General features: G+C 70.1%; 21 protein-coding genes. All 21 read right to left on the bottom strand.

Features of this window, described 5'->3' with window-relative positions:
- A partial coding sequence (locus VGC13_RS25490) for a S8 family peptidase (protein WP_331128139.1) occupies positions 1–1,048 on the bottom strand: 1,048 nt, incomplete at its 3' end.
- A gap of 162 nt (positions 1,049–1,210) precedes the next feature.
- Positions 1,211–2,377 (bottom strand): TonB family protein, encoded by a 1,167-nt coding sequence (locus VGC13_RS25485; RefSeq protein WP_331128138.1) that lies wholly within the window; start codon positions 2,375–2,377, stop codon positions 1,211–1,213.
- A 212-nt stretch (positions 2,378–2,589) separates the two neighbouring features.
- Positions 2,590–4,578, bottom strand: coding sequence for a 30S ribosomal protein S1 (locus VGC13_RS25480; protein WP_331128137.1), 1,989 nt, complete (start codon positions 4,576–4,578; stop codon positions 2,590–2,592).
- Positions 4,579–4,681: 103 nt separating this feature from the next.
- Entirely contained in the window at positions 4,682–5,401 is a 720-nt protein-coding gene (cmk, locus tag VGC13_RS25475) for a (d)CMP kinase (protein ID WP_331128136.1), read from the bottom strand.
- Positions 5,402–5,628: 227 nt separating this feature from the next.
- Positions 5,629–6,927 carry a 3-phosphoshikimate 1-carboxyvinyltransferase gene (gene aroA, locus VGC13_RS25470; RefSeq protein WP_331128135.1) on the bottom strand — a complete coding sequence of 433 codons (1,299 nt, stop codon included), beginning with the start codon at positions 6,925–6,927 and terminating at the stop codon, positions 5,629–5,631.
- Positions 6,928–7,032: 105 nt separating this feature from the next.
- Complete coding sequence (locus VGC13_RS25465; RefSeq protein WP_331128134.1) at positions 7,033–7,518, bottom strand: hypothetical protein; 486 nt, start codon at positions 7,516–7,518, stop codon at positions 7,033–7,035.
- Positions 7,519–7,600: 82 nt separating this feature from the next.
- The gene (locus tag VGC13_RS25460) at positions 7,601–8,074 is read right to left on the bottom strand and encodes a hypothetical protein (RefSeq protein WP_331128133.1); all 474 of its coding nucleotides are present in this window, start codon (positions 8,072–8,074) and stop codon (positions 7,601–7,603) included.
- A gap of 137 nt (positions 8,075–8,211) precedes the next feature.
- The gene (locus VGC13_RS25455) at positions 8,212–8,772 is read right to left on the bottom strand and encodes a hypothetical protein (protein ID WP_331128132.1); all 561 of its coding nucleotides are present in this window, start codon (positions 8,770–8,772) and stop codon (positions 8,212–8,214) included.
- Between the two features lie 31 nt (positions 8,773–8,803).
- A complete protein-coding gene (locus tag VGC13_RS25450) occupies positions 8,804–9,580 on the bottom strand; it encodes a type III pantothenate kinase (RefSeq protein WP_331128131.1) in 777 nt (258 codons plus the stop codon).
- Positions 9,581–9,615: 35 nt separating this feature from the next.
- Positions 9,616–9,942 carry a Txe/YoeB family addiction module toxin gene (locus VGC13_RS25445; RefSeq protein ID WP_331128130.1) on the bottom strand — a complete coding sequence of 109 codons (327 nt, stop codon included), beginning with the start codon at positions 9,940–9,942 and terminating at the stop codon, positions 9,616–9,618.
- Complete coding sequence (locus tag VGC13_RS25440) at positions 9,929–10,057, bottom strand: hypothetical protein (protein WP_331128129.1); 129 nt, start codon at positions 10,055–10,057, stop codon at positions 9,929–9,931. The genes VGC13_RS25445 and VGC13_RS25440 overlap by 14 nt, the downstream gene beginning before the upstream one ends.
- Before the next feature lie 395 nt (positions 10,058–10,452).
- Positions 10,453–10,704 carry a Txe/YoeB family addiction module toxin gene (locus VGC13_RS25435; RefSeq protein WP_331128128.1) on the bottom strand — a complete coding sequence of 84 codons (252 nt, stop codon included), beginning with the start codon at positions 10,702–10,704 and terminating at the stop codon, positions 10,453–10,455.
- 61 nt (positions 10,705–10,765) lie between these two features.
- Entirely contained in the window at positions 10,766–10,891 is a 126-nt protein-coding gene (locus VGC13_RS25430) for a hypothetical protein (protein ID WP_331128127.1), read from the bottom strand.
- Positions 10,892–11,144: 253 nt separating this feature from the next.
- Positions 11,145–11,945 carry a biotin--[acetyl-CoA-carboxylase] ligase gene (locus VGC13_RS25425; protein ID WP_331128126.1) on the bottom strand — a complete coding sequence of 267 codons (801 nt, stop codon included), beginning with the start codon at positions 11,943–11,945 and terminating at the stop codon, positions 11,145–11,147.
- Positions 11,942–12,823 (bottom strand): carboxylating nicotinate-nucleotide diphosphorylase, encoded by an 882-nt coding sequence (nadC, locus tag VGC13_RS25420; protein ID WP_331128125.1) that lies wholly within the window; start codon positions 12,821–12,823, stop codon positions 11,942–11,944. Before nadC ends, VGC13_RS25425 begins: the two co-directional genes overlap by 4 nt.
- A complete protein-coding gene (gene bshA, locus VGC13_RS25415; RefSeq protein ID WP_331128124.1) occupies positions 12,823–14,004 on the bottom strand; it encodes an N-acetyl-alpha-D-glucosaminyl L-malate synthase BshA in 1,182 nt (393 codons plus the stop codon). The genes nadC and bshA overlap by 1 nt, the downstream gene beginning before the upstream one ends.
- A 140-nt stretch (positions 14,005–14,144) precedes the next feature.
- Positions 14,145–15,104 carry a tRNA (adenosine(37)-N6)-dimethylallyltransferase MiaA gene (gene miaA / locus VGC13_RS25410; RefSeq protein ID WP_331128123.1) on the bottom strand — a complete coding sequence of 320 codons (960 nt, stop codon included), beginning with the start codon at positions 15,102–15,104 and terminating at the stop codon, positions 14,145–14,147.
- Between the two features lie 498 nt (positions 15,105–15,602).
- On the bottom strand, positions 15,603–17,447 hold the full coding sequence (gene mutL, locus VGC13_RS25405; RefSeq protein WP_331128122.1) for a DNA mismatch repair endonuclease MutL: 1,845 nt from the start codon (positions 17,445–17,447) through the stop codon (positions 15,603–15,605).
- Between the two features lie 197 nt (positions 17,448–17,644).
- Positions 17,645–17,854 (bottom strand): hypothetical protein, encoded by a 210-nt coding sequence (locus VGC13_RS25400; RefSeq protein WP_331128121.1) that lies wholly within the window; start codon positions 17,852–17,854, stop codon positions 17,645–17,647.
- Between the two features lie 523 nt (positions 17,855–18,377).
- The gene (locus tag VGC13_RS25395; RefSeq protein WP_331128120.1) at positions 18,378–19,157 is read right to left on the bottom strand and encodes a TatD family hydrolase; all 780 of its coding nucleotides are present in this window, start codon (positions 19,155–19,157) and stop codon (positions 18,378–18,380) included.
- Positions 19,158–19,546: 389 nt separating this feature from the next.
- Complete coding sequence (secF, locus tag VGC13_RS25390) at positions 19,547–20,518, bottom strand: protein translocase subunit SecF (RefSeq protein WP_331128119.1); 972 nt, start codon at positions 20,516–20,518, stop codon at positions 19,547–19,549.
- Positions 20,519–20,525 lie beyond the last annotated feature (7 nt).

The raw sequence follows: 20,525 nt of genomic DNA, 5'->3' as shown, positions 1-20,525 counted from the left end.
CGTGCGGCGACGCCATCGAGGTCCCGCTCAGGGTGGCGGTGGCCGTGCTGCTGGTGTAGTAGGCGGAAACGATGTTCGTTCCCGGCGCAAACAGGTCCAGGCAGCTGCCGTAGTTAGACGTCGACGAGCGCGCGTCGGACGACGTGCTGTTACCCACCGTCAGTGCGTTGGCAACCCGCGCGGGCGAGTAGCCGCAGGCGTCGGCGTTGTTGTTGCCTGCCGCCACGGCGTACGTCACCCCCGCCGCGATGGAATTGGCGACGGCGTTGTCCAGGGAAGTGTTACCAACCCCGCCCAGCGACATGTTCGCCACGGCGGGCTTCACGTGGTTGGCCGTGACCCAGTCCACGCCCGCGATGACGGTGCTCCACGGTCCGTTTCCGCTGCAGTCCAGCACCCGCACCGAGACAAGGCTCGCGGACTTGGCCACGCCGTAGGTGCTTCCGCCCGCCGTCCCTGCCACGTGCGTGCCGTGGCCGTGGCAGTCCGACGCGTTGCCGCCGAACCCATCGTACCCGGCGGCGGCGCGCCCCCCGAAGTCCACGTGGTCGTACCGGATGCCCGTGTCCAGCACGTAGATGCGGACGCCGGAGCCCGTGGCGGTGTAGGTGTAGCTCCCGCTCAGCGGCAGGTCGGGCTGGTCGATCCGGTCCAGCCCCCATGGCGGGCTGGTCTGCGTGGCGCCCGCGGTGGCAATCCCGTCCTGCTCCACGTACGCAACGTTCGGGTTGCGCCGCAGGGCCTCCACGGCCGGTGCAGGAAGGGTGGCCGCAAATCCGCGGAGCGCGTGCTGGTAGGTGTGGTGCAGCGTGCCGCCGTGCGACGCGGCCAGCCGCGCCGCCAGTCCCGGCGCGTCGCGCGTATCGTCGTGGAACACGACGATGTAGCGGTCGCGGATGCCCTGGCCGGGCGCGGCGGCCAGCAAGGGGGCGGCCGCGCCGGGGGCGGCGCTCGCCGTGTCCGGAATAGTGGGCGCGTCGGCGCAGCCCGCCGCGACGGCTCCCGTGGCGACCAGTGCCGCCAGGGTACGAAAGATGGGGATCCTCATGGTGCTCCTGTTCTCCCGGGTGAAAGAAACGGATGAGCTACCGACGGACCCAATCTTACGTTAAATGTCTGTTAATGCAATCCACAACACTGTACACCTGTGCGCTTTCTGGGCATCTGCATGGAATCGAAAAGGCGCGGAGCCGAAGCCCCACGCCTGCCCTCAGCACTGTACGCTGCACGGACGTGGCAGGCTGAAGTTGCCGCGATCGGGCTCATACCTCGGAGCCGTCCACTCCACGGGTCGCTCGCGGGAGACCGTCCACTGGATCGGCTGCTCCACCCACACCCGTACCGGCCGGCCGTTCAGCCGTGCCGGCCTGAAGCGCAGCACCTGGACCGCCGTGAGCGTCGGTTCGATGAACCTCGTGTTGGTCGCATGGGTCACGATTGGGTTGTGTGGCACTCCATGCTCGTCCACGAGGAACCGCACCTGCACCGTCCCCTCGGCGCCGATATCCCGAAGGGCGGGCGGATACTCTCTCGCCAGGGCACGCCCGAACACCTCCGAGTTGAGCGCCCGCGGCAGGACCTCGACCGCGCTCAACTCGTAGGCACCCATGCTGTCAGGCGACGCCGCAGGGGCGCGTTCCGCAGGCTTCGCCCACTCCACCGGCACCTCCATCCACACCCACACGGGAGCGCCTTCCCGCTGCGCCGGCTGAAAGCGCAGCATGCCGACGGCCACCAGGCTGGGCGCGTCGAAGCGAACGTCGGAAGACCGCACGACGTGCGCATACCGGGGCGCTCCCGAAGGATCCACCGCGAACCGCGCGACCACCTGCGCGGCGCCGGTGGACTGGAACTCCCGGGCGTACAGCGCCCGCAGCGCCGCCTCGAAGTCACGGAAGTTGAGCGGGAGCGGGCGAACGTCCGCCTCTTCCACCGCGTACACGTGGATGGAGTCCGGCAGCACCGGCGCCTGCGCGGCGGCCGGCGCGGCCTCCACGCGCCAGGTAATCGGCTGCTCCACCCGCACAGCCACCGGGCGCCCCTGCACCTGCGCCGGCGTGAACCGCAGCAGCGACACCGCCTGCACGGTCGGCACGCTGAAGCCGCTGTCCGGCGTGCTGAGCACGCGCACGTCCGACGGCTCGCCGGCCGGGCTCACCACGAACGCCACCTGCACCGTTCCGCCCACGCCGGACGCACGCAGGTGCGCGGGATACCCCCGCCCCAGCGCGGCCGTGAAGTCCGACACGTTCTGCGGACGCGGAAGCACCTCCACCTCGGTCAGGTCGTACACGCGGGTGGAGTCCGCGGTCAGCTGCTGCGCGGCGGACGGCGCGGCGGCGGCCAGCACCAGGAGAACGGCGAGAGATCGCATCATCGGTGATCCGTTCATCATGCGGAAAAAGGAGGGGCGGCGGCACCGCCCGGACCGTGCTGCGCGAGAGATTACGAGGGCAGGATCGATAAAGTGTCAGAAACGATGCGAGGCAGTTCCCGACGGGCCAGAATATATGCGGACGGGCAATAAAGAAAAAGGGCGCGGAGCCGAAGCTCCGCGCCCTTTCTTACCTGCGGTCCTGCCCGAGAAGCTTACGCCTGCTCGGCGCCCTCGTCGGAGGAGGGAGCCTCCTCGGCGGGAGCGGCTTCGGAGGCCGGGGCCTCCTCGGCGCTGGCCGTGGTCTCGGTGTCGGCGGCGTCCGCCGCCGGAGCGGCGGCCGGCGCCTCGGCCACGGGGGCCTCGCCTTCGACCACGTCGGTGACCTGGTCGTTCACCGACGTGTCCGTAGCCTCACCCTCGTCGGCCGCCCGGGGGGTGGCCAGCTGGATGAACTGCGGCTCGCCGCCCTCGAACTTGGGCACCCGCACCACTTCGCAGACGATGCGGTGGTTGGCCGCGTCGACCTCGGTGATGCGCATGTCCAGCACGTCGCCCTCGGCGAACACGTCCGCCGGGTTCTGCAGGCCGGTCACGCCGATCTGCGAAACGGGGACGAAGCCCTCGACGTCGTTGCCCAGGTCCACCGCCACGCCCTTGTCCTGCAGGCGGCTGATGGGACCGGCGATCTCCTGGCCCGCGTGGTACTGCTCGGCGATGTCGCCCCACGGGTCTTCCTGGGTCTGCTTGAGACCCAGCGAGATGCGCTTGTTCTCGGCGTCCACACCCAGGATCACCACGTCCACGTCGTCACCCTTCTTGACGACCTCGGACGGGTGCTGAATGCGCTTGGTCCAGCTCATGTCGGAGATGTGCACCAGGCCGTCGATGCCCGGCTCGATCTCGACGAAGGCACCGAAGCTGGTGAGGTTGCGGACCTTGCCGCTGAGGCGCGTGCCCACCGGGTACTTGGCCGGCAGCGCGTGCCACGGGTCCTCCTCGATCTGCTTCATGCCCAGCGAGATCTTTTCGCCCTCCGGATCCACCTTCAGGATCACGGCCTCGATCTCGTCACCCAGCGTGACGATCTTGGACGGGTGCCGGACGTTGCGCGTCCAGCTCATCTCGCTGATGTGCACCAGGCCCTCGACGCCCTTCTCCAGCTCCACGAAGGCGCCGTAGTTGGTGATCGAGACCACCCGGCCGCGCACGCGGGCGCCCACCGGGTACTTCTTCTCGACGTCCTTCCACGGGTACTCCTGCAGCTGCTTCAGGCCCAGCGACAGGCGCTCGCGCTCCCAGTCGATGTCCAGGACCTTGACCTCGAGCTCGTCACCGATGCCGACGACCTCGGAGGGATGGCCCACGCGGCCCCACGACATGTCGGTGATGTGCAGCAGGCCGTCCATGCCGCCCAGGTCGATGAACGCACCGAAGTCGGTGATGTTCTTGACCACGCCCACGCGCTGCTGCCCGACCTCGAGCTCCTTCTTCAGCTTGTCGCGCTTGATCTCGCGGTCGGCCTCGAGCAGCACCCGGCGGCTGACGACGATGTTGCGGCGGCGCTTGTTGAGCTTGATGATCTTGAAGTCGTACTGCTCGCCGATCAGGTCCTCGATGTTGGGAACCCGGCGCAGGGCGATCTGCGAACCCGGCAGGAACGCGTCCACGCCCATCAGGTCCACCGTCACGCCGCCCTTGATCTTGCGCGTAAGCGTGCCGGTGACGGCGTTGCCGCCCTCGTAGGCCACGCGGATCTGCTCCCACACGCGCAGGAAGTCGGCCTTCTTCTTGGACAGGACGACGACGCCGTCCTCGTCCTCCAGGTTCTCCAGGAAGACCTCGACCTCGTCGCCGATCTGCAGCGACTCGATGTCCTTGAACTCGTCGCGGGTAACCGCGCCCTCGCTCTTGAAGCCGAGGTCCAGGATCACCGCCTTGTCGGTGATGCGCAGCACGCGCGCCTTGACGATCTCGCCCTCTTCGATGTTGCTGAGGGTGGGCTCGTACATGGCCAGCAGCCCCTCGTACTCCTCGGACGTGTACTCGTCCTCGTCGTACAGGTCGGGGCGAATGCCCAGCGACCGGGCGCGGTCGGCGATCTGCTGGATGGTAAGCTCGCTTCCCCAGTTCTTGCTGGGCTGCTCGGCGACGGCGATGCCGCCGTCCTCGCGCGCGAACTGCTCTTCGGTAACGTCTGCCATGTGTGGGGCTGTCTCCTGTCACGCGGCCTCCGGGCAAAGAAGCGCCGGCGCCGGTTCGGGGTGAACGGACCATGGGCCAAAAGGCCGGGGAAAACAGAACAAGTTACGGAATTTCTTCACCCCGGTCAACCCCGCCGCGCTCCCTGGCCAGGGCCACGATGCGGTCCACCTGCTGCGCGAAGCTCAGGCCGGTGGTGTCGATGACCACGGCGTCTTCGGCCTGGCGCAAAGGCGCGGTTTCGCGGCCGCTGTCGATGGCGTCGCGCCCCTGCAGCAGCCCGGCCTCGGCGCGCACCTCCTCCAGCGGCGGATCGTCCATGCCGCGCTCCAGCAGCCGCCGGCGCGCGCGCTCCTCCGCGTCGGCGATCAGGTACGCCTTGAGCTCGGCGTCGGGAAACACCACGGTGCCGATGTCGCGCCCGTCGGCCACCAGGCCGCCGCGGGCGCCGGACTCGCGCAGGGCGTCCATCAGCCACTCGCGCACGGCGGGAACGGCGGCCATCTGGCTTACGTGCGCGTTCACCTGGTGCGAGCGGATCTCCACGCTCACGTCCTCGCCGCGAATGGTCATGGTGTAGCCGCGCTCGCCTGGCCTGCCGTGCACGTCCATGCGGTCCAGTTCGTCGTGCGTCAGCTCCGGCCACCCGTCGGGGTGGATGCCGTTGCGCAGCGCGGCCAGCGTGATGGCGCGGTAAAAGGCGCCGGAGTCCAGGTGCCGGTAGCCCAGCCGCGCCGCGACGGCCTTTGCGGTGGAGCTCTTGCCCGACCCCGCCGGCCCGTCCAGCGCGATGATGATCCCGTCCGGCCGCGTGGTTTCGCTCATCTGCTACTCAGATCACAGGAAAACAATGACTCGGAGCCTCCCCGACAGGCATCGGACTGCGCCCGAGGCGGCCCCCTCTCCCGGCCTCTCCCCCAACCCCGGGGGAGAGGTGACGCGCTCCGACCCACACTCCGCCCCGCCACCACCCCTCCCCCGCGGTTTGGGGGAGAGGCCGGCCGCCGTTGCGAGAAACGAGCAAAAGGCCGGTCGGGGGAGAGGGCCCGCCGTCAGCCGCCGCTCACCCCCCGCAGCAGCTCCCAGAACCCCGGAAAGCTCACGTCCACCACCTCGGGGTGGTCGATCTCGACCGCGTTCCCCGGCTGCGCGCCCAGCACGCCGAAGGCCATGGCGATGCGGTGGTCGTGGAACGCCTGCACGCGGCCGGCCAGCGGGCGGTCCGTGCCGCGCACGATCATCCCGTCCTCCAGCTCCTCCGCCTCCACGCCCAGCGTACGCAGGTTCCCCGCGACCGCGGCGATGCGGTCCGTCTCCTTGACCCGCAGCTCGCCGGCGCCGGTGATGCGCGTTTCGCCTTCGGCCCGCGCGGCGAGCACGGCCAGCATGGGGATCTCGTCGATGGCGTCGGGTACCTCGCCGGCGCCTACGCCGATCCCCCGCAGCCGCGCGGGGCCCACCACCAGGTCCGCCACCGGCTCGCCGCCGGCGGTGCGGGCGTTCTCCATCGCGATCCGCGCCCCCATCCGCTCCACCAGGCGAAAGAAGCCGGTGCGCGTGGGGTTGATGCAGACGTTGCGGATGCGCAGCTCCCCATCCTCCGCCAGCAGCGCCAGCGCCACCAGGAACGCGGCGGACGAGGGATCGCCCGGCACCTCCATCCGCAGCGGCGGCAGCGGGCGGCCGCTGGGCGCCAGGGTGATGCGGACGCCGCCCTCCGCGTCCTCCGTCGCCACCGTCTCGCCCAGCGCGCCCAGGATGCGCTCGGTGTGGTCGCGGGAGAGCATGGGCTCGGTGACGGAGACGGGGACGCCCGCGCCCAGGCCGGCCAGCAGCACCGCGCTCTTGATCTGCGCGCTAGCCTTGGGCGAAACGTAGTCGATGGACTGCAGCGGCCCGCCGCTCACCTCGATGGGAAGGCAGCCGGGGGCGCCTGCCTCGCGAAAGCGCGCGCCCATCCGCGCCAGCGGGCCGGTGATGCGCCGCATGGGGCGGCCCCGCAGCGAGTCGTCGCCCGTCAGCGTGCAGGTAAAGGGGCGGCCGGCCAGCAGGCCCATCATCAGCCGCGCGGTGGTTCCGCTGTTGCCGCAGTCCAGCCACGCCGCCGGCTCGGTCCACGCGCCGATCCCGCGGCCGGTGACGCGGATCTCCCCGCCGTCCGCAGGCAGGCCGGGGACGTCGCACCCCAGCGCACGCAGCACCGAGGCGGTGCTGCGGCAGTCCTCGCCGGGAAGCAGGCCGCGCAGCCGGCTTTCGCCCACGGCGGCGGTGCTGAACATGAGCGCGCGGTGGGTGATGGACTTGTCGCCGGGGACGGTGACGTCGCCGGACACGTGCAGGCGGCTGGGCATAGCGCAAAGCTACCCGCGCCCGCCCGCGCCCCGCAACCGGACGCGCCGGAACGCGGACGGGGAGCCCGTCGCCAGGCTCCCCGTCCGCATCCGCCATCGCCCCGCTCAGCCGCCGAGGTCCACGTCGTAGTCCGCGCGGCGGTTCCAGAAGTAGCGCATCCACGCCCCGTTCACGGCCAGGACCACCAGCGCGGACGGAAGCGTGAACAGATACGTGGCCGCCACGCCCAGCTTGACGAGGGCGGCGCCCGCCAGCTCCGCCATGGCGCCGTACCACCCCCAGCGCGAGAACCGCTTCACCTCGCGGGCTAGCCGCCACTGCAGCACGCACCACACGCCGACGCCCGCCACCCGCACCCAGCTGCGCGGCTCCAGCCCGTAGCGCACGCCGAACGCACCAAAGGTGACGGCGCCGATCGCCATTCCCCCCGCGGTCACGTAGCTGAGGAGGATGAACAGCCCGGCCGGCCACTCGTGCTTCCGCCGGGCCGGCACGGCGATGTCGCCCATCGTCAGCCCCGGAAGCGGCGCCTGGGCGAATTCGTTCGCGACGGAGGCGGCCGGGAGGTTCGAGCCGGTGGTTTCCATCATGGGATTCACGAGGTGTACGATGCCGCGGCCGCGGCCGAGCCCCTCGTCACCGGCGCGATGGAGGGCGGGGTGCCGCGCAGGCTCAGAAGCCGGTGTCGATGTCGAACTGCTCGCGGTTCTCCCAGAAGTACTTCATCCACATCACGTCGATCACCAGGCCAAAGACTGCCCCCCCGAAGTCGCCGCTGATGAGGGTCGAGAGCTTGGCGGCAGCGGCGATTCCCAGCTCCGCCATGGCGCCGATCCACCCCCAGCGGCTGAAGTGCTGCACCGCCCCCGCCAGCCGCCACTGCAGCACCGCGCCCAGACCGGCGCCCACCGCCCAGCCTACGGGCTCCATGCTGCCGGAAACCGCCGCCCATCCCACGCTTCCTACGGCGCCCGCCGCCAGCCCCACCGCCATGACGTAGGCGAGGACGAAGAACAGCCATCCGGGCCATTCATGCTCGCGGTGCACCTCCGGCCTGTCGCCCACGGTGACGGACGGAAGGGTGTCGCGGATCTCATCCAGTGTGAGTGCGGCGGACGGCGCTTCCACGACGGCCTTGATCTGCATCGTTCCACTCCGGAAAGCGGTGCGGACGGGCGGGGCAGGACGGACGTGTGTGCGGTACGCAAGGCGGCGGTGAAAAGTGTCAGTCCAGCGCGGGATGGTGGACCGGCGGCTCGCCGAGTGGAGGAAGCCGGCGGTTCTCAGCCGCCCCGGGCGGAGCGCCGCATCCACAGCGCCCCCGCGGTGGGTGCCGGCACGCGGAGCGACGGCAGCCCCGCGCCGATCCGGGCGAGCCGCGCCGCGCGCCACTCGGAGGTGACCCAGCGCGGGCGGCGTTGCAGCGCGGCGATCCGGGCATCGAGCCAGAAGTCGCCGCGGCGAATCCACAGGTAGTGGATGGAGGCGGCCATCGTCACACCGGCCAGGTACGAGACCGGGGTGGACCAGGGCAGATCATACGGCGCGAGCAGGAACAGCGGGCAGAGCAGGACCAGCCATCCCACGACGAAGAACCACGCCCACCCCCTGAACCGGCGCAGCCCGCCCGCGACGTACGCCGCGATGGCAAACGCCATCAGGCCCAGCAACGCCGCCGACCAGCGCGCCCCTGGGGGGCCGTCCGCCTTCAGCGAAACCGCGAACACCCATGCCCCACAGCCGTAGACCAGCAGGACGAGCGCGTTTCCGCGAAGGCCGTGCTCCGGCGGGCCCTCGCCCAGCATTCCCTGCAGCGGGAGATCGGAACCAGCGCGTGCGTCCATGCTCACGGCTCGGTAAAGGGATGCGGATCGGTCAGGTGGATGCCGCCAGGTGCTCGCGCGCGAACTCCAGGCCGTACAGCGTAAGGAACGGCTCGATCTTCTGCACCGTGCGGCAGTGCGGGCCGATGAGCTCCGCCAGGCCTCCCGTCGCCACGACGAGCAGCTCCGGCGCGCCCCACTCTTCGCGGATGCGCGTGACGGTGCCGTCGATGGCGTCCACGGCGCCGTAGAACACGCCGCTCTGGATGCACGTCTCCGTGCGCCGCCCGATCACCCGCCGCGGCGGCACCAGCTCCACGCGCGGCAGCTTCGCGGTGCGCTCCGTCAGGTTGCTGGCCGCCGTCTTTACCCCCGGCGAGATCACGCCGCCGATGAACACGCCCTCGCGGGTAATGCAGTCGAAGGTGGTCGCCGTCCCCAGGTCCACCACCACCGTGTCCGCCGCGTACATGCGCAGCGCCGCCAGCGTGTTGACGATGCGGTCGGCGCCCACCGTCAGCGGCTCCTCCACGTCCAGGCGGATGGGGAGCGGCGTGCGCGCGTCCACCGCCCGCGCCTCCACGTGCAGGTAGCGCCGGCACGCGTCGGCCAGCGTCAGCGTGAGCGCGGGGACCACCGAGCCGATGGTGGCCGCGCGCACCGGCGCCCCGCCGATCCCCGCGGCCGACATCAGCTGCGCCAGCATCAGCCCGTACTCGTCGGCCGTACGCCGGCCGTCGGTGCTGACGCGCCAGTGGCCGCGCAGTTCGGTGTCCTGAAACCAGCCGATCACCGTCTCGGTGTTGCCGACGTCGAAAACCAGGTCCATGGGATGGAATGAGAAAGTTGCGACCGTGGAGCTGGTCAGTGTTCCCCGTAGTGCGAACGGGCCGCGAGGAAGTAGATCGCGGCCCCGCGGACGAGGTAAACGAGGCGATCCGCGTCGGTGATCCTCCGAGAGCACTCGCCGGGAACGCGGTGCTTCAGTGCCTCGGGTTTGCCGATGCCGCTGAACGGGTCACGAATGATTTCCTCAACCAGGCGCATCACTCGCAATGCAGTACGCGGATGTGATCCAATCCACCAAGCAAGGTCTTGCCGGAATCCGCGAAATACAATCGCCTGCCGCTCTTCTGTCGGAAGGGCAGGCGAAGGTGCTGCCCCGGCCGTACGGCGACTAACGGCGGTCATAGTCGAACGGCTCCTTTACGTGCGGCCACTCCGGGACCACTCCCCACGCCAGGAGTTGCTCTTCCGCCCGACGAAGGCGCGCCTCGAACTCCGGAAAGCGCTGCAGGAGGAGCATGGTGGAGTTTCGCGGCTTTCCCCGACGGAGCCCCGCTTTCCACATCGGGGGGATACGTAGACGTTGGATTCGCGTTGCCATGACTCACTCGTGTGGAGGTGAATGACACGCATCCACGATGGGTCAGAACCGAGCCCCCGTCAAGTCCGTCCACAATGCGCCACAGGCGCGCATGTGCTCGTTCACACGTCTGCCGCATCGCTCTTGAATATTCCGAGAACCCTAGCCTCCGAACCGCTCCTTTTGAACAGGCCACCCCGCCCTCCTCAGCCCGCGACCCGCACCGTGCCGGAGGTCACCGTCTGCATGCGGCCGTCCTGGGTGCGCAGGAGCAGCGCGGCGGCAGGGCGGACTCCAGAGCGTCACGGCCGCTGAAGCGGCCAGCATGGCGCCGGTCAGCGGTGTCCGTAGTGCGTACGCGCCGCCAGAAAGTAGATCGCGGTTTCCTGCACGAGGTACAGCAGCCGATCGCCTTCGGTGATCCTGCGCGACCACCGCCCACGCTGGTCGTGCTTGAGCGCTTCCGGCTTGCCGACACCCAGAAAAGGATCGCGGAGAATTTCCTCCACCAGACGCATGACCCGCAGCGCGGTGCGCGGGTTCGATCCGATCCAGTGGGCAAGGTCGCCCCGGAACTCCCCAGCCACGATCGCCTGCCGACCTTCCGCGGGAACGGCAGGCGATGGAGCGGGTCCGGGCCGGCGGCGCTTAGCGGCGGTCATAGTCGAACGGCTGCTTTACACGATCCAGCGGCATCGACTCCACCCCCCAGGCCCGCAGCTGCGCATCGATCCTCCGCAATTTCTCCTGCATCTCGGGCGAGCGCTGCAGCATGAGGGTCGTCTCGTTTCGCTCACGGCCGCGGCGAAGGCCGGCTCGCCACGTCGGCGGGATTCTGGTGCGCTGGATTCGCGTTGCCATCAATCACCTGTGCTCAGGGTGTGCGGATGCCCTGAACGATGTGAGGTTCCGACGCAGCCGTCAAGTCCGTCCAGAACGCGTCACGTGCGACACGATCCGCGTTCCCGGGATTCCCAGCCGCGGTGCGGATTCTGGAGCGGCGATGGTTTCCGCCCGCTCCTTTTGATCAGCCCGCGATCCGCACCGTGCCGGAGGTCACCGTCTGCAGGCGTCCGTCCTGCGTGCGAAGGAGCAGCGCGCCGGCGGGGCTGATGCCGAGGGCGGTGCCCAGCGTCTCCTGCGCGGCCGTGACGCGAACGGAGCGGCCTTCCAGCGAGTCGCGGGCGCGCAGGGCGTCCAGCATGGCGCCGGTGAGTTGCGCCGGCGGATTGCGCAGCGCCCGGGCGATGGCACCGGCCACCGCGCCCGCCACGTCCGCGCGCGGCGGCTCCCACCCCGCCACGATGCGCAGGCTGGTGGCCGTCTCGCGGACGTCCTCGGGAAAGTCGGCCGGGACGTGGAGGACGTTGATGCCGATGCCGACGACCACCGCGCCCGGCCGCGCCCCGTCCCAGCTCCCCTCGCACAGGATGCCGGCGATTTTGCGTCCGGCCAGCTGCAGGTCGTTGGGCCACTTTACCTGCGTGACCGCGGGGCGCACGAACGGGTCGATGGCCTCCGCCGCGGCCATCCCCACCAGCAGCGGCAGCAGCCCCGGCGACGGGAGGGAGGCTGGCCGCGTCACCATCGACATCCACACCCCCACCCCCGGCGGAGAGGCCCAGGCGCGGCCGCCCCTCCCCCGCCCCGCCGTCTGCTCCTCGGCCACCACCAGCGTGCCGTGCGGGGCGCCGCCGTCCGCCAGCCCGCGCGCGGCGTCGTTGGTGCTGCGGGCGCTGGCGAACAGGTGCACGGAGGGCAGCCCCCAGCGCGCCGCCAGCTCCTCGGCCGCGGCGCCCTCCCACCGGTCGGCGAAGACGTCCGTCACTCCGCCGCGGAAAGCTGGAGCGACAGGTCCAGCGAGGGCGCCGAGTGCGTCAGCGCGCCCACGGAGACGAAGTCCACCCCGGTCTCCGCATAGCCGCGGATGGTGTCCAGCGTAATCCCGCCGGACGCCTCCGTCTCCGGGCGCGGATCGGCCGCGCGGACCAGCGCCACGGCCTGCCGCATGAGCTCCACGCTCATGTTGTCGAACATGATGCGGTCCGCGCCGGCCGCCAGCGCCTCGCGGACCTCGTCCAGATTGGTGGTCTCCACCTCCACCCGCAGCGCACGGTCGTTCCGCCGGCGGACCGCCTCCACCGCCGCGGTGATCCCCCCCGCCGCGGCGATGTGGTTGTCCTTGATCATCACCATGTCGTGCAGGCCGAAGCGGTGGTTGGCGCCGCCGCCCGCCACCACCGCCGCCTTTTCCAGCGCGCGCATCCCCGGCGTGGTCTTGCGCGTGTCGATCACCCGGGCGCCGGTGCCCTCCACCGCCCGCACGTAGCGCCGCGTGACCGTGGCCACGCCGGAAAGGCGCTGCATGAAGTTGAGCGCCAGCCGCTCGCCCGTGAGAATCGATCGCGCGGAGCCGCGGATGGTCATCGCCAGGTCGCCCGGCTCCACGGCGGTGCCGTCCGCCGCGTCCACCACCACCCGCAGCGACGGGTCCACGCGGCGAAAGACCTCCACCGCGATCTCCGACCCCGCGACCACGCCGGAGGCCTTGGCCACGATCCGCCCCTCCGCCTGGCGCTCCGCGGGGACGGTCCACAGGGTGGTGAAGTCGCCCGGGCCCACGTCCTCGGCCAGGGCGGCGTCGATCAGCGCGAGGGCGCTGGAAGGCAGTGTCATCGAAGGCGGCGTCATCGGCGGCGTGGTCATCAGTCGTCCCCCGCGGCGGCCATCAGCGGAACATCGGCCGGCGCGGCGGCGGGTGCATCCGCCAGAACCCGCTCGTAGTAGCGCTCGTACTGGGGAACGATCACGTTGGCGCCAAAGCGCTCGGAGGCGATCTTCTGCGCGGCGACGCTCATCCGCACCCACTTCTGGTTGTCCTTGAGGATGGAGATGCCGGCCTCCGCCATCGCCTCCACGTCGCCCACGCTGCCCAGGTGGCCGGTAACGCCGTCCTCCACCACCTCCGGAAGGCCGCCCGCGTTGGACGAGACCACGGGAACGCCGCTGGCCATCGCCTCCAGCGCGACGAGGCCGAACGACTCGCTGGCGGAGGGAAGGAGCAGCAGGTCCGCGCAGGCCAGCAGCTCCGCCACCGAGTCCTGCTTGCCCAGGAAGATCACGCGGTCCGTAATCCCCAGCGCCTCGGCCTCGGCGGTGGCCACCGGGCGCTCCGGGCCGTCGCCCACAAAGATCAGCTTGGAGGGCACGCTCTTGTGGATGCGGGCAAAGATGCGCACCACGTCCTGCACCCGCTTGACCGGGCGAAAGTTGGAGACGTGCATCACCAGCATCTCGTCCGGCCGCAGAAAGGTGTCCTTGCGGCAGGGGTGGCTGCCGCGGCGGTACAGCTCGGGGTCCACGAAGTTGTGGATGACCTCGATGCTGTCGCCGGCCACGTCGAAGTGGTCCACCGTCTCGCGCTTCAGGTAGTCCGACACGGCGGTGATGCCGTCTGACTTCTGGATGGAGAAGCGGGTGATGTCGAAGTACGAGCGCTCCTGCCCGACGAGCGTGATGTCGGTGCCGTGCAGCGTGGTGACGATCCTGAGCGGGTGCCGGTCGCCCAGCATCTCCTTGGCGATCCAGGCGCTGGTGGCGTGCGGGATGGCGTAGTGCACGTGCAGCAGGTCCAGCTCGGCGCGGGTCGCCACCTCGTGCATCATCGCGGCGAGGGAGAGCGAGTAGTTGTTGTGCTCGAAGAGCGGGTAGCGCGTGGTCTCGACCTCGTGAAAGTAGACGCGCTCCATGAAGTGCGGCAGGCGGAACGGCTGGGCGTACGAGATGAAGTGGATCTCGTGCCCGCGCTGCGCCAGTTCGATCCCCAGCTCGGTGGCGATGGCGCCGGAGCCGCCGTAGGTCGGGTAGCAGGTGATGCCAATCTTCATGGACAGAAGTGCCAAGTGCCTAGGATCAAGTGCCCAGTGCGTGTGCCGCCAGTGGGTACTGGGCACTTGGTACTGGGCACTTCCGCCCGCGTTCCAGTGCCTGACGATTTCTTCCACCAGAACTCAGGTGCCCGGTCGTGTCACTGGGCACTGGGCACTTGATCCTGGGCACTCCCGCCCGCGTTCCACCGCCTGACGATTTCCTCCACCAGCTCCTCCCGCGGGCGGGCGGCATCCAGCCACACGGCGCCTTCGGGGAGCTTGGCGCGAAACCAGGTGAGCTGGCGCCTGGTGTATGCCCGCGTGTTGGCGCGCGCCAGGTCCAAGGCCTCGTCCAGCGTGCGCTCGCCGCGAAAGTACGGAAACAGCTCGATGTACGCATGGGCGTTCAGCCCCGGCGCGTCCTCGCCGTACTTTTCGACGAGGCCGCGCACCTCGTCCAGCAGGCCGGCTTCCACCATCTCCGTCACGCGGCGGTCGATGCCCGCGTACAGCCGGTCGCGCGGCACTTCGAGCACGAACGGCAGCACGGGGACCGGCGTTTCCGTGGGCGGCGAGTTGCGGTGCCACCACGGCAGCGTGCGGCCGGTGAGCAGCGGCACCTCCAGCGCGCGCATCAGCCGCTGACGCCCGCCCCAGTCGCGCAGCCGCTCGGCGGATTCCGGGTCCAGCGCCGAAAGCCAGCGGTGCAGCTCGGCGTCGGTCTGGCGCTCCATCCACTGCAGCAGGCGCGCGCGGCGGTCCGCGTCCAGCTCCGGCTCCTGAAAGATGGGATGCGTGAGCGCGCGGAGAAAGAACCCGGTGCCGCCCACCAGCATGGGGACGCGGCCGCGGGCACGGATCTCGGCGATCTTCTGGCGCGCGTAGCCGGCCCAGCGCGCCGCGTTGAAGCGTTCCGACGGCTCGGCGATGTCGATGCCCCAGTGCGGAATCCCGCCCCGCTCCGCCTCCGTCGCCTTCGCCGTGCCGATGTCCATCCCGCGAAAGACCGCGCGCGAGTCCATGGAGATGATCTCCCCGTCGATCCGCCGCGCGACTTCGATCGAAAGCGCGGTCTTGCCGGAGCCGGTGGGGCCCACGATGGCGAGCGCGTCAGGCATGGGGCCTCGCCCGATGGGCCACAACGGACGAAACCGCGGTGCCAGAGGCGAGTGTCGGCGCGACCCGCGGACGCCCCCTCCGCTCGCTCAGGCTCGCACCTCCCCCAAAACTGCTGGGGGAGGTTGGTTGCCGAGGGATCGAGGTGAGGCGAAACGTATCGAACTGCGTCCGAGAGTGGCCCCCTCTCCCGGCCTCTTCCCCGCAAACAGCGCGGGAGGGAGGTGACGCGCGCCTAATCTCCGGTGCGCTCCGGGGAGGGCGGAGGCGACTACTACAGTCTTCGAAGACGGGATCGAATTCTCCCCTTTCTCCCGCGCAACGGGGGAGAGGGGTCGGGGGAGAGGGGGCCCTGTCGGGCGCCAGCGTGATTCCTGTCGCCGCCCCCCCTGCCCCGCCCCACCCCAACCTCCCCCAGCAGTTGTGGGGGAGGTGGGCGAGTAATGCGAGCCCGGAGGGGGCGCCGGCCGCCGAGAAAGATCCTGCCGAGACGCGTCCCATCATCCGCTGCGCCCGAACCGCCGGTGCAGCTCGTGCAGCGACAGCTGGATCACCGTGGGGCGGCCGTGGATGTCGTGATAAGGAAGCTCCGTGGCGAACAGGCGGTCGAAGAGCTCCGCCATCTCCTGCTGGCCCAGCTTCTGGCCGGCCTTGATGGCGCCCTTGCACGCCATCGACAGCGCGATGCGCTGGTGCTGCGTCCGCGCGCTGTCCACCAGCGCCGACCCGTCCGTCAGCTCCGCGATCATCTCGCGCAGGCAGCGCTCCGCGTCGAAGTACGGGTGCGGGTTGGGAACGGAGTGCACGATGATCGAGCGCCCCCCGAACGGCTCCACCTCGAACCCCGCCCGCTCCAGCACGCCCCGGATCTGCTCCACCAGCGCGTACTCCGCGGGGGAAAGCCGCAGGGTGAGCGGAAAGAGCAGCCGCTGGCTCTCGGCGCCAACCCCGCCGTCGAACGCGCGCACGATCTCCTCGTACAGCACCCGCTCGTGCGCGCTGTGCTGGTCCACCATCACCAGCCCCGTGCGCGTCTCGGCCAGGATGTAGGTGTTGTGGATCTGCCACATCACCGGCACCGCGCCCGCGAACAGGTCCGCCGGCACCCCGCCCGCCTTGCCGTTCCCCGCCGCCTCGGCCGCCGGCGCGCCCCCGCCGGTGACGAACAGCGTCATCTGCGACGCGGGGTCGCTCTCCTGTGTCCCGTTCGGTGCGCCCCCACCGGCGGACGAAGGTGCCGCGGCGTGCGGGGGCGGCCCCTCGCGCGCCGTCATCACCCCGTAGTTCGCGGGCGCCATCCGCCACCCGGACGACGGCTGCGGCTCCGCCGCCGGCGCGCCGATGCTGGGCGTGCTCTCCACCCCCGCCAGCGCGGCGCGGACGCCCTCCTCGATCGCCCGCTCCACGCCGGTGCGGTCGCGAAAGCGCACCTCGGCCTTGGCGGGGTGCACGTTCACGTCCACCTCGCCGTCCGGCACCTCCAGAAACAGGAACAGGTGCGGATGCACGCCGGGCGGAATGGTCGTCCGGTACGCGCGGTCCGCCGCGCGCACCAGGTTGCGGTCGCCAAAGGCGCGGCCGTTGACGAACAGGTACGTCCGCCGCCCGCCCGGCCGCGCCGCGTTGGGGCGCTGGATGAGCCCCGAGAGCGCCACCCCGCCAATGCGGTGCGCCACGGGAAGCAGCTCCTCCGCCGCCTCGTTCCCCCACAGTGCCGCCACCCGCTCCGACACGCCCGACGCCACCGGCAGCGTCAGCACGTCGCGCACGCCGGAGTCCAGCGTAAACGCGATGGAGGGCATCGCCAGCGCCTGCGTGGTCACCACCTCGCCGATGGCGCGGTTCTCCGCGGCGGTAGTGCGCAGGAACTTGGCGCGGGCGGGAACGTTGAAGAACAGGCTGCGGACGGAGATCGTCGTCCCCACCCGGCGTGCGCACTCCTCCACCGCCGCCATCTGCCCGCCCGTCACCACGACGCGCACCCCGTGGCCGTCGCGCTCCGACGTCTCCAGCACCATCCGCGACACCGAGGCGATGGAGGGAAGCGCCTCGCCGCGAAAGCCCAGGGTGCGGATGGCGGCCAGGTCCTGCTCCGTCCTGATCTTGCTGGTGGCGTGGCGGTCCATGGCGAGAAGGGCGTCCTCGCGCCCCATCCCGTGCCCGTCGTCGGCCACGCGGATCTCCGTCTTGCCGCCGTTGCGCACCACCACGTCGATGCGCGTGGCCCCCGCGTCCAACGCGTTCTCCACCAGCTCCTTGACCACCGACGCGGGCCGCTCCACCACCTCACCGGCGGCGATCTGGTTGGCCAGCTTTTCGGGAAGGACGTGGATGCGGCGCGGCATGGATTTCGGTCGGAGCGGCTTCGGGTCAGCTTCGGGTGGAAGCTAGTCCGCCGGACGCCCGGAATCAACGGGTTGACAACGAGGCCGCCGCGCCCCCCGGAAGGGACGCGGCGGCCTATGCGGTCCGCACGTGCGGCGACAGGCCGAAGCCCGGCCGGGTTACGTGCGGCCGGGGGCGGCGTGCGCGCCAGGGACGATCAGCACTTGTACGTGCCGCAGGCCCCGCAGCTCAGGAAGCCGCAGGTGTACACGTCCTGACAGGTGTCCTCGAAGCAGGTGTTGTCGGGGTTCTGGCTGCAGCGGAACGTCGCGTGCGCCAGCACCGTGCCGCGGGGGTCGGTCGCGGCCGAATCGGTGTTGAACGACTCCACCTCGATCTTCTCCACGTTGAGCGTCAGCTTCTTCATGATCGGCTCTCCACGAGTAAAAGGGTGATGAATGGGGCACGCGCCCCTCCCGAATCTGCATGCACAACCTTTAACCGTCAATACTGAAGAAATCGACAGCGGCGGATTTCCGCCCGGGCCATTGCCCACGCGGCGCCAAGGATGATCGTCGCGCAGAGAAGCAGACTCTGCGCGGCTCAATCTCTTTGAGTGTGTTCAAGAATCCCTGCGCTCGCGCCCGGATGTCATTTCGAAGGAGGCGCCACACCGCACCATCGGCTCGCACGAAATCCGGCGCGCCGACTGAGAAATCTACTGTCTGCTGCTGGTGCCCCGCTGCACCGCTCCGGCACTGGCCCTGTCCACCCCGTGTCATAGCCGCAAGGTAAGCACGGGCTACCGCGTCTGCCCTCCAGCAATCCGACAGGGATTCCTCGGCCCTGCAACCTCTGGTGTGAAAGCAGGCCAGGGCGTGGCCGGGCCTCGGAATGACAGCGCGGGTAGATCTGCCTGGATGCGCAGCCTCGGATTCTCAAACACGCTCTTACGGATTCCGGCCGGTGCCCATCCCGTAGAACCGCCGCGCGTTCTCCGTGGTCCGCGCGGCGAACTCGTCCGGGTCCTCCCCGCGCAGCTCGGCGCAGCGGGCGGCGACGTGGGCCACGAAGGCGGGCTCGTTGGTCTTTCCGCGGTGGGGCACGGGCGCCAGGTACGGCGTGTCCGTCTCTACCATGACGCGGTCCACGGGCACCATCCGCACGAAGTCGGCGCCCTCGTACTTCTTGAACGTCACCATCCCCGAGAACGACGCGTACCACCCCATCGCCAGCGCGTCCTCCAGCAGCGGCAGGGTGCTGGAGAAGGAGTGGAGGACGCCGACCGTCCCCCGCCCCGCCTCGCGCAGCAGGGCGCGCAGGTCCTCGTCCGCCTCGCGCGCGTGGACGATGATGGGCTTGCCCGTCTCGCGCGAGATCTCCAGGTGCCGCGCGAACGAGTCGCGCTGCACGTCGCGGGGCGAAAAGTCGTAGTGGTAGTCCAGCCCCGTCTCGCCCACGGCCACCACGCGCGGGTGCGCCAGCCGCTCGCGGATGCGCGCGAACGCATCGTCGGAGGCCGAGGTGGCGGTGTGGGGGTGGATGCCGCAGGTGGCGTACACGCCGGCGAACCGCTCGGCCAGCGCCAGGTCCGCGTCCCAGTCGTCCGGCCCCGTCGCCACGCTGACGATGGTGGTGACCCCCGCCCCTGCCGCGCGCGCCACCACGTCGTCCACGATGGGGAGAATGCGCTCGTCGGCGAGGTGGGCGTGGGAGTCGGTGAGAGGCATGGGAGTGCGTGAGTGCGTGAGTGCGTGAGTGCGTGAGTGCGTGAGTGCGTGAGTGCGTGAGTGCGTGAGTGCGTGAGTGCGTGAGTGAGTGCGTGAGTGCGTGAGTGCGTGAGTGCGTGAGTGCGTGAGTGCGTGAGTACGCGGGTGCCACAGGCTCCACCCGTTGCCCACCCCTCCCCCGCAGTTTGGGGGAGGGGTCGCCCGGCGTCGCGAGGAACGAGCGAAAGCCCGGGCGGGGGAGAGGGCCCCGCGGCGCGCGGGAATCTATCCGATGCGCCACCAAAAGCGAACCGCCGCGACCCGGGGGATCGCGGCGGTTCGTCATCAGGCGGGGCAGTTACTCACGCACTCACGCACTCACGCACTCACGCACTCACGCACTTCGTCCGTCAGACGGCCGTGCGGGCGCGGGGGCGTCCGCTCTGCGAGGGGGCCGCCTGCTGCCGCGTGGGCGGCTTGTGCGGCCACTTGCTCTCGATGAAGTACAGCACCGGCGACGCCACGAAGATGGACGAGAACGTGCCGATGAAGATGCCCAGGATGAGCACCACCGCGAAGTCGCGGATCACCGGGCCGCCCAGCACCGCCAGCGACACCAGCGTGGCCAGCGTGCCCGACGCCGTGAGCACCGTGCGCGGCAGCGTCTCGTTGATGGCCTGGTTCAGCAGCTCCATGTACGTCTTGCCGTGGCGCGGCTTGGCCAGGTCTTCGCGAATGCGGTCGAACACCACGATGGTGTCGTTGAGCGAGTAGCCCACGATGGTCAGGAACGCCGCCACCGTGCCCAGCGAGATCTCGCTTCCCATCAGGGCCAGCAGCCCCAGCGTGATCAGGATGTCGTGCATGGTGGCCGCGATGGCCGCAAGCCCGAAGCGCCATTCGAAGCGCACCCACAGGTACACCATCGTCACCATCAGCGAGAGCAGGATGGCGACCAGCGCCCGGAACTGCAGCTCGTTGCCCACCTTGGGGCCCACGGCCTCCGTGCGGACGATGCGGTAGCTGGTGGGCGGAAAGCGCGACGCCAGCGTCTGCTGCACCACCTGCTCCGACGACCCGCTGAACGCCTCCATGCGGATGACGAACTCCCGGGGCGAGCCGAAGTTGGTGATCTCCCACCCCGTGCGGCCGGCCGCCTCGGCGGCGGCGCGCAGCTGGTCGGCCTGCACCGGCTGGTTGAACTCCAGCTGCACCACGGTGCCGCCCTTGAAGTCCACGCCGTAGTTGAGCCACGACCCGTAGCGATTCGTCGCGTTCATGATCATCGCGGCGAAGCCGGCCAGCAGCATCACGCCGGTGATGATGTAGGCGCGCCGGCGCCACTGCATGAACGGATAGTTCGCGTGCTGAAAGATACGCATCTCGGTT

The organism is Longimicrobium sp., from assembly GCF_036399255.1.
Taxonomy (GTDB): domain Bacteria; phylum Gemmatimonadota; class Gemmatimonadetes; order Longimicrobiales; family Longimicrobiaceae; genus Longimicrobium.
This window is presented reverse-complemented; position numbering and strand designations above follow the sequence as displayed.